The 16,824-nt window shown below is 54.6% G+C and carries 13 protein-coding genes; 9 read left to right on the forward strand and 4 right to left on the reverse strand.

The genetic code is table 11. The features are described from left to right. Nucleotides 1–190 precede the first annotated feature (190 nt). The 3 genes from ACSQ36_RS41510 to ACSQ36_RS41520 all read left to right on the forward strand — a co-directional run bounded on the left by ACSQ36_RS41510 (nt 191) and on the right by ACSQ36_RS41520 (nt 1,875). Complete coding sequence (locus ACSQ36_RS41510; protein WP_436186707.1) at nt 191–463, forward strand: DUF4148 domain-containing protein; 273 nt, start codon at nt 191–193, stop codon at nt 461–463. A gap of 692 nt (nt 464–1,155) precedes the next feature. Next, nucleotides 1,156–1,440 (forward strand): DUF4148 domain-containing protein, encoded by a 285-nt coding sequence (locus tag ACSQ36_RS41515; RefSeq protein WP_436186708.1) that lies wholly within the window; start codon nt 1,156–1,158, stop codon nt 1,438–1,440. Between the two features lie 258 nt (nt 1,441–1,698). After that, nucleotides 1,699–1,875, forward strand: coding sequence for a hypothetical protein (locus ACSQ36_RS41520; RefSeq protein ID WP_436186709.1), 177 nt, complete (start codon nt 1,699–1,701; stop codon nt 1,873–1,875). A 270-nt stretch (nt 1,876–2,145) separates the two neighbouring features. Here ACSQ36_RS41520 and ACSQ36_RS41525 read toward each other — a convergent pair whose 3' ends face one another. The 3 genes from ACSQ36_RS41525 to ACSQ36_RS41535 all read right to left on the reverse strand — a co-directional run bounded on the left by ACSQ36_RS41525 (nt 2,146) and on the right by ACSQ36_RS41535 (nt 4,825). After that, on the reverse strand, nt 2,146–2,466 hold the full coding sequence (locus tag ACSQ36_RS41525; protein WP_436186710.1) for a hypothetical protein: 321 nt from the start codon (nt 2,464–2,466) through the stop codon (nt 2,146–2,148). A gap of 674 nt (nt 2,467–3,140) precedes the next feature. Next, a complete protein-coding gene (locus tag ACSQ36_RS41530; RefSeq protein WP_436186711.1) occupies nt 3,141–3,428 on the reverse strand; it encodes a DUF4148 domain-containing protein in 288 nt (95 codons plus the stop codon). 251 nt (nt 3,429–3,679) lie between these two features. Next, entirely contained in the window at nt 3,680–4,825 is a 1,146-nt protein-coding gene (locus ACSQ36_RS41535) for a porin (protein WP_436186712.1), read from the reverse strand. Nucleotides 4,826–6,929: 2,104 nt separating this feature from the next. Here ACSQ36_RS41535 and ACSQ36_RS41540 point away from each other — a divergent pair. The 4 genes from ACSQ36_RS41540 to ACSQ36_RS41555 are packed head-to-tail and all read left to right on the forward strand — an operon-like array spanning nt 6,930 to nt 13,770. Next, complete coding sequence (locus ACSQ36_RS41540; protein WP_436186713.1) at nt 6,930–10,091, forward strand: efflux RND transporter permease subunit; 3,162 nt, start codon at nt 6,930–6,932, stop codon at nt 10,089–10,091. Nucleotides 10,092–10,141: 50 nt separating this feature from the next. Continuing rightward, nucleotides 10,142–11,371: an efflux RND transporter periplasmic adaptor subunit gene (locus ACSQ36_RS41545; protein ID WP_436186714.1), complete on the forward strand. Its 1,230-nt coding sequence runs from the start codon at nt 10,142–10,144 to the stop codon at nt 11,369–11,371. Further along, nucleotides 11,371–12,867 (forward strand): efflux transporter outer membrane subunit, encoded by a 1,497-nt coding sequence (locus tag ACSQ36_RS41550; protein ID WP_436186715.1) that lies wholly within the window; start codon nt 11,371–11,373, stop codon nt 12,865–12,867. The genes ACSQ36_RS41545 and ACSQ36_RS41550 overlap by 1 nt, the downstream gene beginning before the upstream one ends. A 33-nt stretch (nt 12,868–12,900) precedes the next feature. Continuing rightward, nucleotides 12,901–13,770, forward strand: a complete 870-nt coding sequence (locus ACSQ36_RS41555) for a universal stress protein (protein ID WP_436186716.1) — start codon at nt 12,901–12,903, stop codon at nt 13,768–13,770. A gap of 264 nt (nt 13,771–14,034) precedes the next feature. On the opposite strand, the gene ACSQ36_RS41560 is transcribed toward ACSQ36_RS41555, so the two are convergent. Then, on the reverse strand, nt 14,035–14,307 hold the full coding sequence (locus tag ACSQ36_RS41560; protein WP_436186717.1) for a hypothetical protein: 273 nt from the start codon (nt 14,305–14,307) through the stop codon (nt 14,035–14,037). A gap of 219 nt (nt 14,308–14,526) precedes the next feature. Between ACSQ36_RS41560 and ACSQ36_RS41565 the strand changes: the two genes are divergently transcribed. Further along, nucleotides 14,527–15,948, forward strand: coding sequence for an ATP-binding protein (locus ACSQ36_RS41565; RefSeq protein ID WP_436186718.1), 1,422 nt, complete (start codon nt 14,527–14,529; stop codon nt 15,946–15,948). 382 nt (nt 15,949–16,330) lie between these two features. Further along, nucleotides 16,331–16,657 carry a winged helix-turn-helix domain-containing protein gene (locus ACSQ36_RS41570; RefSeq protein WP_436186998.1) on the forward strand — a complete coding sequence of 109 codons (327 nt, stop codon included), beginning with the start codon at nt 16,331–16,333 and terminating at the stop codon, nt 16,655–16,657. The last annotated feature ends 167 nt before the right edge of the window (nt 16,658–16,824 follow it).

The raw sequence follows: 16,824 nt of genomic DNA on the forward strand, positions 1-16,824 counted from the left end.
AGTTGTGTATAAAGAGATGAGCTAAACTCGCTAAAGACCGTCGAATGGCGCGCTCGCAACCTAAAACATTCTTCATGCTTAGGTATCTTGATCGATACTCCCACTCGCTTATTCTATCTCTACCGAGTCGCGAAGCTGGCTGCGTCTCGCAGTTCGGTCAACTGTGCTCGGCCTCTATCAAGGAGCTCTCATGAAAACGACCCTTATCGCCGCCCTGTTTTTGTTTGTTGCAAGCAACTCGGCATTCGCCCAGACTGCGCCCAGCTCGATGAATCCCGGAACAACCGGCGACTCTGCAGCAAGCCCCATTCAGATGGGCTCGACCGGCCAGGGTACCTGGACGCCCCCGTACGGCCAGGCTATTGCGCCCAAGACACGCGCACAGGTCTACCAGGAACTGGTCGAGGCGGAACAAGACGGGCAGCTCGCCTATTTGAACAGCACGTTGTATGCCCATCACTAAGCAATAGATCGAGATCCCACTCGTGTAAATCCGCATTCCGGGCCTTTTTTTAACGCATGGGCAATGCGGAATGCAAGCCGCAGTTTTGTGGCCAAACCGCGCCATGGACAAATGTGCCCGGATCGGAAATGCTGCATACGCGGCGAACCGGGCACGCCGGGCAACGATCGCGGAACGAAAAACTCTCCCCCACGATTGGTTTTTTTGCCGGACAAACGTGTGCGATTTATCTGCTAACTAATCATTGCTCGGAAAAGCGAGAAGATTGTTGGCTTTCTTCGCGCACGTAGCTGCACGCTGGATTTCTATGCATGTTAGGTCGGTTCGACTCAAAAACGTCTATCGTTTCAGTCGCCCCCTCCGTGCTGACGCCTGCTCAGCTGATGCATCGCGATCGCGTTGAATAAGTGAACAGTGGAGCTCGTTACTTCAGCCGAAACGACATGCTATGAGCCGTTCAGCGACCGCTCAAGAGAATCGCTCGTCCCGGCATTCCCTCCAACCACTTTCGCCATCGCTGGAACTGACCTCGAGAACGACAAGGTCTGGATGAATGAAAAAGTCTTCACCCTCCCGAGCTCGTAATATTCGAAAATGGTCACTACTCTTGGCTATATCCAACCGGTTTCTTGATCTTATAGGCTGGTAGGAGCGAGTTAACTTCTGTGTACCAGATACTTCGGAGAACGTACATGAATACTCTCTGCAAATCACTTCTATTTGGTGTTTTAGCAATTGCGAGCACAGCGGCTGTAGCGGCACCCCAGCTAACGCCACAACAATGCAACGACTATCCGTTCAAACAACCGGTGGGGGAGATCACCCACGCTCAGTTGGCCCAAGAACTGGCTGAGCTTGAGGCAGTCGGCTATCGTCCCGGCGTCGATGACCCGCACTATCCACGGCTAATAAACCGCGCCGAACATAAACTACGGCAAGAATATCGTCGAGATTGCATGGCTCCTGCGCATTCCTAAGTGCGGGGCTCTCGGTTTCGTCACGCCAATAGGCAGCCAGCGCGCTAGAAAACGACACCTCGAGTGACGTACGCTCCCCAAGGGAGTGCGCGCACAAAATCGGGCAAATGTTGATGCCCCAATGCATACGCCATGCAGCTGTTTCATTGGAGCAAATGACAAGCCAATATTGTGCCGTGCGCAGTGATCTTATGGAATACCTATGACGATAGTTCGTTACAACATAGTGCTGTTTTCGTTGCAACACTCGCAAGCTCAATGACGCTTGTGGCAAAGGCCAAACGCCGCCGCAATGCAATGACGACCTGCCCTGGCAGCCAACCGGTTAAATTAACCACGCTCAGTCGATTCGAGAACCAGCAGAGTTTGATGGAGCGGGCCATCTGCTCGCTGTTGGCGATGCAGACAATGATCAACAAAATCAACCTTTCCTGAATGGAAACTACGTTGAGCGCTTAGAAGGTACAGGGACCCTATTTGTTACCGTATCTATAGAATGAGGTGACCGCTATAATTCCCATGGCTTTCGTAGTCGGGCAGATTTAGGAGCGGTAGCTGCGTAGGATGCAATTTCGTCCCTGACCGTTTAAGTGGTGGATTCATCTCGCATCATGCCGTTCAAAGCAATTGAGATCGATTGGACGCATGGACAATCCAGACGACCGCATAAATCTACATCAGGCGCAATGATGTCGACGATAGGAATCATGCCAGAATCAATAGGATCGGATATTTTTGCCAATAACGAATACAAAGATTCGGCCCGCTGACGCGGCTGAGACAAACGTTCGATTCACGGCTAGGCGTTGGCTTATCAGTCTGTGCGCCGTTCTTATAATCTGCGCAGGCGATACGTTTTATCATGCCACCCGCAACAAAGCGCACCAGCTTAAGACCAACGAGACAGCGCAGCGCTGCATTGATGCCGCGCTCGCGAAAGCTTACCGTTATTCCCCGTCGGTACAGAACACGCACGCCGTTATAGAGGGCGAGATCGAGAAATTGGACGACATCGGGGAATCCCATGTTTGCCTAGTTGCGATTGTAAGCCGGAACGATCAGAAGATCTTCCGCTTCGGCGTATTGTTGGCCCCCCACGGAGAAACGATCGTGAGCTTACTCGAGTGAAAAGGCCTGCATTTTAGAACGTCGACTCTTACTAAACATACCGTCAAGATTGGTGTCTCGATGAACGTAAGCGCGGATGCACCTTCGCCAACACGCTAGTGAGTGGATAGGCACGACGCATCCCGCGACAGTTGCGGTGCTACGCCTGAGCGAATGTTTGGTTAAAAACACGGCTTGGCTCAAGGTTCCATCGAAACTCAATCATTCGTGCCGTCGTGCATAAAGTGGACCTAAGTGAGGCAAAATGACAATGTAAATACCTTGAATATGAATGCAGCTGAGTTCATGACACTGGAGATGCGACGGGTGAAGGATCGAGCGCGCATAGCCGGGGAAGTGGGGAACTAGCGACCTCAAACATCTAATGCTAAGTCGGCACACGCTCAGCGTCAGAAGTTCGCCACACGCCGCTTCGACGATTGATTTCATCGAGTTGGCGCATTGTTAGTCTGTTGACTGTATAACCACCTTGTAGCGTTCATCTAGAGCACCTCAATTACGCGTGCCCGCTAGGCGATCATTGCATTCGCGTCGTCCCGAAATACATTCACAGCTCCAGCCTGTTGCGGTTGTCAATCAGGCTGACGCAACTGCAAGCAGTCCCTCTTGTACTCCGCCTGCAGGGTCGCCTCGGCCTGTTGGAGATCGTTTGGATAGTAGGCGTTGTCGTCTCGACCGGAATAGCCTGCAGCCTGTAGTTCGGCCAGCTCCTGCATCAACTGTGCGTGTGTCACCTCGCCCACCGGCCGCTTGAATGGATAGTCATCGCATTGTTGCGGGGTAAGGTGCGCATCTGCAAAGGCGCTTCCGTTAGCAAACAGGAGAATGGACGAAACCGCGAGGCATTGCAAAGTGTTCATGATACTGTCCTAGGTAGTTTGTTGGTTGCCGACCGGCGAGTAAGAAGCGCACTCGAAGCAGCTTGCTAAGTCGGCCGATTAGTCAGAATACCTCTGGCCAAACACCGATTCGCTTTCGGATGAGTGAAGTTTTTTTTAATAGAATTCCACCAGCGAGGCATCTGCCAAAAGCAAATAAAAAGCCCGGACCTGTTGTTGGGCTCCGGGCTTTAATAAAACATCGAATGACGCTGCAGGGTTTGACTTACGAATTAGAAGCGATGCGTCATAGCGACGCGGTAGAGCACTTGGTTTGCGGTTGAAGATATGCCAGCCGACGCAGGAGTTTGGGCAAAGTCGAAATCGGTGCCCGTATTCGCGCTCACAACGTGCTGATAGGCGCCCTGGATGTAGACCGATGTACGTGGGCTTAGGTCATAGTCGAGCATGAGCGATACTTGATGGTACTTCGGACTGAAGTTTCCCACGCTGGAATCGAGTTGAGCTCGGGTATAGGTATACGCTCCGCCGAGCCAGAAGTCAGGCTGGAAGTAATATTGCGCGTTAACCTCAAAATTGTCGAACTTCCATGAATTCCAGTCGCCGCCGGCCGGTTGGGTGGCATTCGCAGTGAAGTAAGCGCTGCCGGTCGGATCGTAGACGTCTGTGTGTGAGTAGGCGAAGCCTACCGTCATTTTCTGGAATTTGTAAGACACTCCCGCATCGATGTCTTGTTGCGACGAGCCGGTAAAGAGACTACCGCTCGTTACAGCGCCCGAGGAGTTGAGGCCCGGGTTGTCAATCTTCATGTAAGCGACCGCCGCCGTCAAACCACCCATTTGATATTGCCCGGCCGCGCTGTAAAGGCGATTGTCTGCGAAGCCCGTGCTATTGCTGAAACCGTACATCGCTTCGCCGGAAAAGCCGCGAAACGTGGGGCTCACATACTTGATGGAGTTGTTAACGCGGAAATCCCAGTCCGAGTTATCGTTATCGAACGGATGCGCCGCAAAATCTCCGGCCCAGTTACCGGCAGCGGTCAAGTCGCTGAACATGTCGATCGTAGGATCATACTGGCGACCGAACGTGACCGTACCATAGTCTTTAGACGAAAGTCCGACGTAGGCTTGGCGACCGAACTCGAGACCACCCTGTCCGAGAGCCCCCGTGTTGGTATTAAAACCATTCTCGAGACGAAAGACAGCACTGTAGCCCCCGCCAAGATCTTCATTTCCTTTCACGCCCCAACGACTGCCGACGACATCGCCGCTAACCATCTGATAAGCGCTATGCCCACGGGCGTTATTGGTAAAGTCGATGCCATCATCGATCAAGCCATAGAGCGTGACACTGCTTTGGGCGTGCGCGACGCCGCAGATGAGTAATGCAGGGATCCATGCACCCCAGTAAGCTTTCATTTTTTTCACCGAAATAGGATGTGGTTGAACGTGTTTGCCGCTCCCATATCTGTCCTGGGAGAAAGCAGTGAAGCGCACTTCTAGAGCGCGGTCAGAGTGTACGTAGCTGAATTTCACACAGGCATCAAAAATATCCGCAAATCTATCTTTCAGAAAATGAAATTACGGAACAGGCCGTTTATTCCTATATTGTGCTAATCAACTTATTCAGAAGATTGAAGAGAAGCGAGCCACCTAAGCACATCGCGCCGGAAGCACCTCTCAAGCAGGGTCAACCTCAAACCTTTACTGCCCGGATGTCTGTGCGGAATGCGTACTGCTTGCTCGCTTTTCTATGGCTTTGGTGCGGATTAGCGTTGGATCTAGGCGATGTTTACCACAGGCCCTTCGCTGTTGACCTCAAGACCGAGTTAGCCGCCTCGAAGTCACGGGCCGCGGCCATTTGGATGTCCAACAGACCGCACTTTCTCAAGTTTTACGAGCTTCCGATTGTATTGATGTCCGAATTGACGCGCTACGCGCCAGTGATGCGGCTTGACAGGTTATACCGTTCTGTTTCGAAATAATTATGAGGAGTACCTATCAGATTGCCCTTCACACTCCAGAGGCGTGCGCCCCTGAAAACCTCGGGATATCGAATGGCTCAAGATCTCGCACGCCCGCATAGCACTTACGTAATGCGGTCATCAGCTTGTAAAGCACCACACTCACCGGATCGCGAATGCCGCCATCCATACCCGGCGGGTGGATAATGCATCAGCGTAGTGTGATGAAGCGAGCGCGCTTCAGCGAATCCCTTCGTGTGATATTTCCGCTACCGCTTCCTAGTTCGCTAATCCACCAAGCGGACCAGCGAACGAACCGAACGGATCCGACGACGCGATCGCCGAGGGTTGCTATCGGGGATAGATATTTTAATGGCATTGTGAGCTATTTTTAAATGCAGTGAAGATGGAGTGAGTCGGCAACACTACTACTCTTGGCCAAAAAACGACGTTGGCGTGGTACTTTGGGGCTAGTGGTAACCTAAGTGTGACCGTGAAATCATTCAAGAAAATTTGCAAAATACTTTTTCAAATTTCGATATCTATGCGTTATGCCGCGGAGCATCGAAACGTTCCACGTGTTACTAACCGTCGAACTTCATCCCACTGTTTATCAGATCAAGCAATAGCCTGCCCTTGGTAACGTCTCCGAAAGGCAAAACCCCGGATACGGATCACCACGGACGACGAAGTGAAACCTCAACTAAAAAAATAGTGAGGGCGCGGGCGACCCGGCCGATGCGCATCGCGCATCGGCTAGACCATAAAAAACTCTTAATCCGTCAGGCGTTGCTATTTTAGACGTCGTCGTTGAACATGCGTCGCTTATTTAGTGAAGAATGCGATATGAATCAATCTCAGTCCATGCGCGTCTTGATCCGTGTTGTCGCCTTTCCCCGGCTCGGACTCGCCTCGAGACAAACGGGTATGTCGTCTTGCACGGCGAGACCAAGAGTTTCCATGTTCGAAGCACATTCTGAGACCCAGACACTGGCTTGGCGGCCCGGACACGTCTCGCTGACCGATGTGATCCAACAATGTCTTGAGGCCTGCTGGTCGCTCATCGGGCAACCCGCAACGCGAATTCCCAATCGGGCTTACTCCAATGGCGAACTGCTTGACTTCGCGAGCATCTCGTCAACGACGATGAAGTTTGTGGCCCTGCTCCCGAACGGTTCGACGTCACCAATAAATCGGGCGCGGTGTGAATTCTGGACTCCAGGCGCAACCATCCGTCGGCCACGGTAGACGCCCTTTCACATTTTGGCAATCTTGAACCGCGCACGCGGGGCCACGCTATGTCTTCCGGCCTCCACAACAACTAACTTAATGGAATAAAAAGATCATGCAGAAAATGGCGTCGGTAGACCGAGACGATCCAATCATTCTAGAACCTTTCACCTCCCGATTAGCCAAGGGGAAATGGTCACTCAAGAGTCCTGACCGCGGCCACCGTCGCAAAGCAAAGAGATAGTCGAGTATAGCCATCCATCACTTATCTTGTTGCTCGCGCAGCGCAGTTTTACGCAGATTTTGTCCGGATTTTCCGACCGCACCCTATGAACGCTCTTGTCCTAGTCGCGCTACGCCGACCTTTGACCTTCGTGGTGATGAGCATCCTGATCGTGCTTTTTGGCGGCATGGCAGTGTTCAAGACCCCGACGGATATTTTTCCAAACATCCGGATCCCGGTGGTCGCCGTCGTGTGGACTTATAACGGTCTCTCGCCACAGGACATGTCCGGCCGTGTTATCTACTATTACGAGCGAGCTCTGACCTCGACGGTCGAGAACATCGAGCATATCGAAAGCCAATCGCTCTATGGGCGGGGTATCGTGAAGATATTCTTCCAGCCCGGCACAAACGTGGCCGCTGCGCAAGCACAGATCACGGCGGCCTCTCAAACCGTTCTCAAGCAAATGCCAGCCGGTATAACGCCACCGCAGGTTCTCTCCTACAACGCGTCTTCCGTTCCGGTGTTGGACCTTCAGGTTTCCGCTGCGGGTATGACTGCCTCACAAGTCTACGACATGGCATCCAACCTGATCCGCCCGCAACTCGTTGCAGTACCCGGTGCAGCGATCCCTACGCCCTATGGAGGCGCATCGCTGAACGTCGAGATCGATCTTGACCAGACCAAGCTGTTGGCACATGGGCTGTCGGCCTCCGATGTTGCACATACGCTGAGTTCGCAGAACGTCGTGCTTCCGGCGGGCGACCAGAAGATCGGTGGTCTCGACTTCATGGTCGAGACCAACGCAAGTCCTATCGCAGTGTCGACCTTCAATAACCTTCCGATCAAGATCGTCGGTGGCGCTACCGTCTATCTGCGCGACGTCGCCTACGTGCATCGCGGCTCGCCACCCCAGATCAATGCGGTTCTGGTGAAGGGCAAACAAGCCGTGCTGATCCAGATTCTGAAGAGCGGTGATGCATCGACCCTCGAAGTGGTCGACGGAATCAAAAAAGCGCTTCCGGGTATCATCCGTACTCTCCCCCCAGGAGTGAAGATCACGACACTAAACGACGCTTCGGGCTTCGTTCGTGATTCGGTGGATGAGGTCGTGCAGGAGATGATCACAGCGGCCATTCTGACCGGGTTGACCGTGCTGCTCTTTCTTGGCAGTTGGCGCTCGACGCTTATCGTCGCTACGTCGATCCCGCTCTCGATTCTGTGTTCGGTGCTAGTGCTCTCATGGCTTGGTCAGACCATCAACGTGATGACTCTGGGCGGTCTGGCGCTAGCTGTCGGTATTCTTGTAGACGATGCGACGGTTATGATCGAAAACATCGACTCGCATCTCGAAGCAGGGGCAGAACTTGAGCCTGGAATCATTGCGGCTGCCAACCAGATCGTCGTCCCTACTTTCGTGGCAACCCTGTGCATCTGCATCGTGTGGTTACCGCTATTCCAGCTTGGCGGGATTGCGGGTTATCTCTTTCTTCCGCTAGCAGAAGCGATCATCTTCGCAATGATTGCCTCCTTCATCCTCTCGCGCACGCTGGTGCCGACAATGGCCGCTTATTTACTCCGGGGCCAGGTCGAGGAACACAAGCATGGTCGTAGGGCCAACCCGGGTTTCTTTACACGATTTCAAAGGGGCTTCGAGCACCGGTTTTCCGACTTTCGCGACAGTTACCGGATTGTATTGACTCGGGTCGTAGCCAAGCGCCAACTCTTTATCCTCGTGTTCGCCGCCGCCTCGTTCGGCTCATTGGGTTTGATTGGCTTTCTCGGGCGAGATTTTTTCCCAAGCATCAAAGCCGGCGAGATTGACCTGCACATGCGCGCGCCAGTCGGTACTCGGCTAGAGGATGCATCCAAAATCGCCGTTCTCGTTAATGGCTCGATCCGGCAGATCCTGCAAGGTCAAGTGAGCAATGTTTTAGACAACTGCGGTCTGCCCGCGAGCGGCATCAACGAAGCGTACAACGCTACCGGCACAATCGGCCCGCAAGACTGCGACATCACAATCAGCTTGAAGAATGATCGGTCGCCGGTTGACGACTATCGATTCAAGCTGCGCCGGCAACTTCCTAAGCTGTATCCAGGTACCACCTTCACTTTCCTGCCGGGCGACATAACGGCAAAAATCCTCAATTTCGGTCTGCCGGCCCCGATTGATGTGCAGATCTCAGGTCGTGGGCAAACCGCCAACTTCGCGTACGCACAAGCCATGGCAGCACGCATACGACGCATCCCCGGTAGTGCCGACGTCAATATTCAACAGACTTTCAATGAGCCGACACTAAAGATTGCGGTGTCTCGATCCTTTGCTTTAGGTACTGGCTTGACGGAATCCGATATCGCCAACAATGCACTGTCGACCTTGTCCGGCAGCGGCCAAACCGCACCCACCTACTGGCTCGACACGAGCTCCGGTGTGTCGCATCTTGTCAATATGCAGACGCCGCAAAACCAGCTCACGTCGATGAACAACCTAGAAACAATACCGATAGACAAGGGTGATGGCGACCCCACCGGCGATGGAACTCAACTTTTAGGGGCACTCAGCCGAATCACCCAGACGGGCACACCGTTGCTTGCCTCGCACTACAGCATCCTGCCGGCGATCGACATTTTCGTAAGCAACCAGGGGCGCGATCTTGGAGCGGTGAGCGACGCTGTCGGACGGGTTGTCGCGGACATGGCCCATGACGTTCCGCAAGGCGCTACGGTGCACCTGCGCGGCCAAGCGCGGACGATGAGCAGCGCCTACATCCAATTGATAAGCGGCCTTGCTCTTTCGATTCTGCTCGTCTATCTGGTCATTGTCGTCAATTTCCAGTCCTGGCTTGACCCCTTCATCATCATCACCGCCTTGCCTGCAGCCCTGGCCGGAATCGTATGGAGTCTGTTTCTTACCCACACGACCTTATCTGTACCGGCACTCACGGGGGCGATCATGTGCATGGGCACTGCAACCGCCAACTCGATCCTAGTGGTCTCTTTTGCCCGAGACCATTTGGCTGAGCATGGCAATCCCGTCGCCGCCGCGATCGAGGCTGGTTTCAGCCGTATTCGTCCGGTCATGATGACGGCTCTTGCAATGATGATTGGCATGCTGCCCATGTCATTCAGCAACACCCAGAATGCGCCACTAGGCCGCGCTGTGATTGGTGGCCTGCTGATTGCAACGTTCGCAACCTTGCTGTTCGTGCCTTGCGTATTCGCTCTTTTGCATCGCGACAAGAACAAAGACATGGAATCACACGTATGACCACCCGCCGAAACACTCCCCTCTCGCGCCGTACTCGAATCCGACTGTTGATGACGATTGCCGTTCTGATCGTTGTTGGACTGGTGGTCCTCGGCATTGTCCAGCGACGCAATGCCGTCGCCAATTTGCGCGACATCGCTGACGAGGATTCCCTACCTCAGGTGCAGGTGATCTCCCCTACGCCAGGACCGGCAACACGCACCATGACGCTGCCCGGAACCATCAAAGCCTGGTATTCAGCGCCGATCTACGCACAAGTCTCGGGCTATGTGCTCAAGTGGTACAAGGATTATGGGGCTCCAGTGCGAGCTGGCGATTTGCTCGCCACTATTGATGCACCCGCTGTAGACGAACAGTACGAGAGCGCGCTAGCGAATCTCGACGTAGCACAGACCAACTATAAGCTAGCGGTGGTGACCGCCAAACGTTGGACGGCGCTCGCGGGCACAGAGGCTGTGTCGCAGCAGGAAGTCGACGTGCAAGTGGCCGGCGCTGCCGCGCAACAAGCCCAGGCACGCGCAGCACAGCATCAGGTTGCGCGCTACAAGGTTCTGGAAGGGTTCAAGAGGATCGTTGCACCGTTCGACGGGATTGTCACGTCACGCAATACCGACGTGGGTAACTACGTCAACGCTGCCGGCGGCGACGTCGGCGCGCGAGGTGCCTCGGATGAGTTGTTCAGTGTCTCTGACATTCACGAGATGCGCGTGTTTGTATCGGTGCCGCAGGACTATTCCGCCATGCTTAAACCGAATCTGACAGCGACCCTCTCGTTGCCTCAATATCCTGATCGGAAATTCAAGGCAGTCTATGAGACCACCGCTAATGCCTTCAACCCTCAAACGCGTACGGTGGTGACCGAACTCTTGGTGCCCAACCCCGATCATCTTATCTGGCCCGGAACGTATGCCGATGTCAATTTCGTCGTCCCGTTAGATCCGAACGTACTTGTGGTCCCGGAGCAAGCGCTGCTATTCCGCGCACAAGGCATGCAAATCGCACTAGTCGGCCCGGGAGACAAGGTGCATCTTCAGAACGTCCGACTCGGCCTCAATCTCGGTCAAACAGTGCAGGTCACGTCCGGCTTGAAGCGCAGCGACCGGTTGATCATCAATCCCTCGGCTGGCGTCCTGGAAGGCCAGCAGGTGCGGATTGTCCCGGGTGTACCCGGGATTGCACCTGAGGCGCAGTTCCGCGTAGATGGGAACGAATCAAAGAACCTGAGCTCAGCACAGCGCGCGAAGGTTGAAGCTGCACGTAACGACGACTCGGACAAGTAATGCTCAGCGCCCGACCTACCGGATACATTGCCTGTCTCGCACTAACGCTGCTTTCCGCCTGCGATCTGGCGCCTATCTATTCGCCGCCACACATGATCCTGCCTGCCCAGTATCAAGGCTCCGGGCCCTTTGTCGTCGCGCAGCCGCAAGATCAGCTCGTGCGGGGTCCTTGGTGGCGGGTATTTGGCAACACAGAACTGGATCGTCTCGAGGCACAGCTTGATGCCGCCAACCCCAACCTGCAGGCGGCCGAAGAAACCTATACACAGGCCCGGGATATTGTCGGCGAAATACGATCGGGCCTTTATCCGCAACTGACCGCCCAGGCATTCGTCAGCGAGAACAAGGAATCCGTTCATACCCTGTTCCACAGTGGAACCGGCCCGATCCAATCTCAGTCGAACGGCTACGGCGCAGTGGCTTCGTGGGAGCCCGATTTCTGGAGCGAAATCCGCAACCGGACCAAGCTTGCCCAGCAGGATGCGCAAGCTACAGCCGCGCAGGTTGCATCGGCACGACTAAGCTTGGAAATGGAACTCGCCAACGACTATATAGCGATCCACGGTCTCGATGCGCAGCATGCCGTCTACTTGCAGACGATTACGTTTTATGAGAAAGCCGTCTCGATCACGCAATTGCGCTTTGCTGGCAAGATCTCCTCGGGCCTGGACGTTGCTCGCGCCGAGAACCAGCTTGCCTCCGCGCAGGCCTTCGACACCGAGGTGCAAGCACAACGGGCACTGCTCGAGCATGCCATCGCGGTCCTGGCTGGCGTCAATCCTAGTACTTTCAAGCTACCAGTGATCGCGGATGCCCAAATCACCATTCCCACGATCCCGGTCGACGCGCCCTCCGCGCTGCTACAAAGACGCCCTGATGTCGCGCAAGCGGAGCGTGCGATGGCAGCGGAAAATTCCTCCATTGGCGTGTCGCGAGCCGCGTTTTATCCGAACGTCCACCTTAACGCGAATGCCGGATTCGAGGATACCGGATTTGGCCTTGCCTCACTGCCGAACGCCCTTTGGGCCTTTGGCGCGTCCGCTGTGTTGCCACTGTTCGAGGGTGGCCTGCGAAAGACAGAATTGCAGCAGAGCTGGTCTCAGTTTTACCAAGCGACGGATAATTATCGCGCGACTTTATTGCAAGCCTTCGAGCAGGTTGAAGACAATTTGACATTGACCGGCAAGCTCTCGACCGAAGCCACTCAGCAGGAAGCCGCGCTGAAAGCAGCGGTCAGAGCGCAAAATATGGCTCTCAGCTTATACACGGATGGGTTGGATAACTATCTGAATGTTACCGTGGCCCAGATCGCTGCGCTGACCGCGCAAATTGCCGAAGTGCAGGTGCAGACTCGACGTCTACAAACAGCAGTTGCCCTCATCGGCGCCTTTGGTGGTGGCTGGAGTAGCGCCGATTTGCCTACCGCAGAACAGACCCTGCCCTTCAATCCGCTTAGCCCGCACGACGCCCCTGGCGACGTGCATGAGCCGCACTAGATCATTTCACAAAATCTGGGGATGGGCCGCGAAATGGCATTCAAGGATATTCTGGTTCACGTGGATTCGAGCGAGTCCGGCAGGATGCGATTGCGCCTCGCTGTCGACCTCGCGACAAGACATGGCGCACGGCTGACCGCTTTACATATCCGGCAATACAGCATTGCCCAGCAGCGTAGACTTAAGGCGTCGGAGTTGGGACTGGTACCGGGCAAGAAAACGGATCGACTAAACCACCTGATCGAGGGCGAAATCGACACCAGTATTGACGACCTGCACAAGCTACTGCAGCAACTAGAGCAGGACCCTGCAGTCGACGTAAAATGGGTCGGTATTGAGGGCCAAGCACATAAGCTGGTTCCCCAATATTCGCGCTATGCCGATCTAACGATCGTGGGACACGACTCATCCGAGAATGCGGACCTTCCGGATGAGTATTCGTTTGCCGAAACCATGATTTTTACTTCCGGGCGACCACTGCTCATAATTCCCTCGGAGGCGGCGACGGCTGTGAAGCCCCAGTTGGGGCAACATATCGCAATTGCTTGGAATGGCAGTCGTGCATCCGCACGGGCATTGTCCGACGCCCTGCCACTAATTGAACAAGCGGAGCGCACGAGCGTGCTGCTCGTCGATCCGCATCCACGCGGGCACCTAAACAGCTTGCCAACGGCCTCTATTCTCGAGCATATCGGTCGCCATACTGCGAACCCGCATCTTCAGTCGCTGCAAGCGACAGACCTCTCCACTGCCGACATGCTGCAGTCGGCGGCGCTCTCACTCGGAGCCGATATGCTGGTGGCTGGCGCCCACGGTCGACCGGGACTATGGGAGAAGATGCTGGGTGGGGTCACTCGTGACCTTCTAGCCCGAATGCGCCTACCGCTCCTGATGTCATATTGATCAATCTGCCTGTTCACGTCGCGCGATGAGGAGAAGGTTCGACTGTCGGGCACGTCCAACCCTCCGCCGTCGCCCCCTACATGCATCGTTCGTCCATACCTGATTCCGTACCGTTGCAGTGGGATTGCGCTCCAAGTATTGTGCGCCGCTGACAAATCGTAGCTGAACTTACACGTCGCGATGCAAGGAACTCGGCTTTCGGGACGAGCTGCGTTTGATCGTGATGACGGACGCCCTCGGATGCCCAATCTTCCCCAATTGCCTTCAAGAACGGAGCGTCAATAGTGCGAAAGCGACTCGGATTGCGAATTCGACAATATAGCTCCGCGCCTGAAAAACAAATATTGATAGTTTTTCCCAGAAGGTGTGCTGTTGGCTCGATTTCATGCGCAGATTCTTGGCGATCCATTTGGCGCGGCCGCACAAATCCGAGCGTTTATAGAGCATCCGCGTCGTCGCTGATGAATGATTCTTCATGTTCATGAAACGACAATCATGTTCATGCGCATTTATCATCAGCACGTCTAATGTTGCCATTCTGAGTCGCAGATTTTTGCTTGACTCGCGTGAAATGTTCGCCGTCGTCAGCAATCTTTTTTCCGTTACTTGTGCCTCCCGGCCTCGTGGTGTCGCTTCTTCATGCTCAGCAGAAAGCTGCTCTCAATACTTTCGTAAGCAGAAGCGACCGTACACGATGCACAGAATAACAATGCAACTACTGTTGAGCCAATGGGCACCAAACGCAGAAGAATCGCGATGAGCTCACCCAACTCATCGCGCAGCGGTTCATTTATTTCACTCGGGCGCGGATGGCACACGACGACTTTCAGATGGCTAACGGTGTACGCCGTTGTGTTTACCATATCGATCATGTCGCTGCTTGCTTTCGTCGAGCAGTCCGTTACCCGTGCCATGGAAAACGAAGCGGACAGCGGCGTTCGCTGGCAACTTCGTTATTTCGATTCGATTACCGACGCAGATCTCGCGAGCGCTATCGATAAGCGCGTGCAGCATGAACAGCACCGGTCGAACTATTACGGTCTATTCGCCGCCGATGGGCGTCGGCTCGCCGGAGACATTGTGACGTTGCCGTCGCCCCTTTCGATCACACAAACCGGAGAGTCACGCAACGATGCAATCGGGCAGACCGTGTCGCTCGCTCACAATCCTTCGATGCCGACAGTGCGCGCGTTAGCTGAACGCCGGGCAAGCGGCGTTCAGTTAGTCATAGGCCGGAGCGTAGCCGATATTATTGATATCAGGGATGAACTGATCAAGGCGCTCGTGTGGGGAGGCCTGTCTTGCGCGGCCGCGAGTCTCGTGACCGGATTGTTACTGAGCATACGCCAAATAAAACGCGTTCAGGTCATTCAACGCGTGACGACGCAAATCGCCCAAGGCGATATCAAACAACGCTTGCCAATCAATGGCGGGGACGAACTCACGTTACTCTCGCATCTTGTTAATTACATGCTCGATGAGGTGGAGCGACTGATGACCGAAGTAAAGACTGCATGCGACGGAATCGCGCACGATTTGCGAACGCCACTTGCACACGTTCGCACGCTGTTGACAAACATCGCGGAGCGCGCGAGCGTCATCGGCGACAACCAGGTGCAAGACCTCGCCAAGCAGGCATCTCTCGAGGCCGATTCGCTTCTGGGCCGTTTTCGAGCCCTTCTGCGGATGTCGGAGATTGGTGCACTCAAACGGCGCGAAGGCTTCCGGTCACTCTCTTTGCCGACACTTATCTTCGAGCTATGTGAACTATACGAGCCTTTAGCCGAGGAGATGTCTATTCGCCTCAGGTGGAACGCGGAGTCGATGGAACCCATCTATGGCGACCGAGATTTGCTATTCGAAGCGTTCAGCAACCTGCTTGATAACTCGATTAAGTTCACACCCGCAGGAGGTGACGTGAGCGTTGAGTTGACATCTTCGACATTAGGTCCACGGTTAGTTGTGCTCGACAATGGGCCGGGAATTGCGGAACACGAGCGCGAAGCCGTGCTGCAAAGATTCTATCGAGCTGAGAAGACGCGGCATGTGCCAGGTTCGGGTCTTGGCCTCGGCATCGTTTCGGCGGTCATGCGCATGCACGACTTTGGGCTAAATATTCGCAGCGCAAACCCGGGGGCAGTCTTCGTTGTGGAGTGTTGGCCTCACTCTTTGCAATAGGAACCGTCTCGCGATGCGCGTGCTACTGATATCTCCACCGGAGAGGGAGGCGAGGTACTTTCACAAGGCGCTCGGAGAGAGTGCCCACAGCGTGCGGGCTGCGGATGATCTCCGACTTGGCTTGTCTCTCGCTTCGAGGGAAGAGTTCGATGCGGTGGTCATTGCGGCGATTAGCCCAATTCCTTTAGCAACTTTGCTCGAGGTAATTCCAGCCTTCGCTCGTCTTCCTGGTCCACCAGCGATTATTGTCGTACGCACACATGCTACGTCACAAGAGCGTAGCCTGATGTTGCGCGCAGGGGCGGACGCATGTTTCGTGCAGCCGTATTCGTTTATCGAGATCCATGAACGGATGCTAACTCTGCGGCACACGTCATCGCCTATGAACGACTCGCGTTCTGCAGTGGCCGCGTTAAAAATCGATTCGCTTACACACGAGCTGATCGAGGGGAGCAGGCGGCTACTTCTCACCAAACGCGAATACCTGCTCGTAGAATGCCTCTTACGTCACAACAACGCACCCGTAGCGCGGGACCAGTTGATTGAGTATGCGTGGCCCGAAAAGGAAGATGCGGACCCTGCCAGTGTGAACCTGCTTGTATCGCGTTTGAGGCAAAAGCTAAAGGTCCAGGGGTTTGAAACGAGGATCCTAACGGTCAGCAGATATGGCTACCAACTCAATACAGATCGGGCCTCTGCATCGAGCTAATGAGCTTTGGCACTAGTGGCGTACTCAAGCGGACACACTCATTAATTGAAAGACTTGCCTCAGGTTCCGGCGAAAGAACACGCAGTGGCGGTTCTTTGCGTGCATCTCCCTCGCACCGGGCCTCTTACGGCAAGCTAACGAGATCGGGGGATCCTGCCGCTAAGTAA

The sequence above is a fragment of the Caballeronia sp. LjRoot34 genome (assembly GCF_964253815.1).
Taxonomy (GTDB): Bacteria; Pseudomonadota; Gammaproteobacteria; order Burkholderiales; family Burkholderiaceae; genus Caballeronia.